Genomic DNA, 232 nt, shown 5'->3' with positions numbered 1-232 from the left:
ATGCCATGGACGTCGAGGGAGTTCAGCGCCTGACGCACTTCCTCGAGCCGCGACGGCTTGATGATGGCTACCACAAGTTTCATGTGTCCCCCTTGGCGCCAGGACGGCGCATGCTGGTATGGCCCAGTAGGAGTCAAGCGCCGTGCCAAGTCGACCCGGACCGAAAAGTCGAGCGGAATCAAACGTCTACTCCGAGGCTGAATTGCGGGATGCACGATGCTGCAAATTTGTG

The 232-nt window shown here is 59.1% G+C and carries 1 protein-coding gene; it reads right to left on the bottom strand.

All coding sequences use genetic code 11. The features are described from left to right. A partial coding sequence (locus RYX56_RS26880; RefSeq protein ID WP_500660737.1) for a P-II family nitrogen regulator occupies positions 1–182 on the bottom strand: 182 nt, incomplete at its 3' end. Between the last annotated feature and the right edge of the window lie 50 nt (positions 183–232).

This window comes from Alkalihalophilus lindianensis (assembly GCF_032843265.1).
GTDB lineage: Bacteria > Bacillota > Bacilli > Bacillales > Bacillaceae_D > Alkalihalophilus > Alkalihalophilus lindianensis.
Note: the sequence above shows the minus strand (reverse complement) of the source record. Positions and strands in the feature narration are given on the sequence as shown.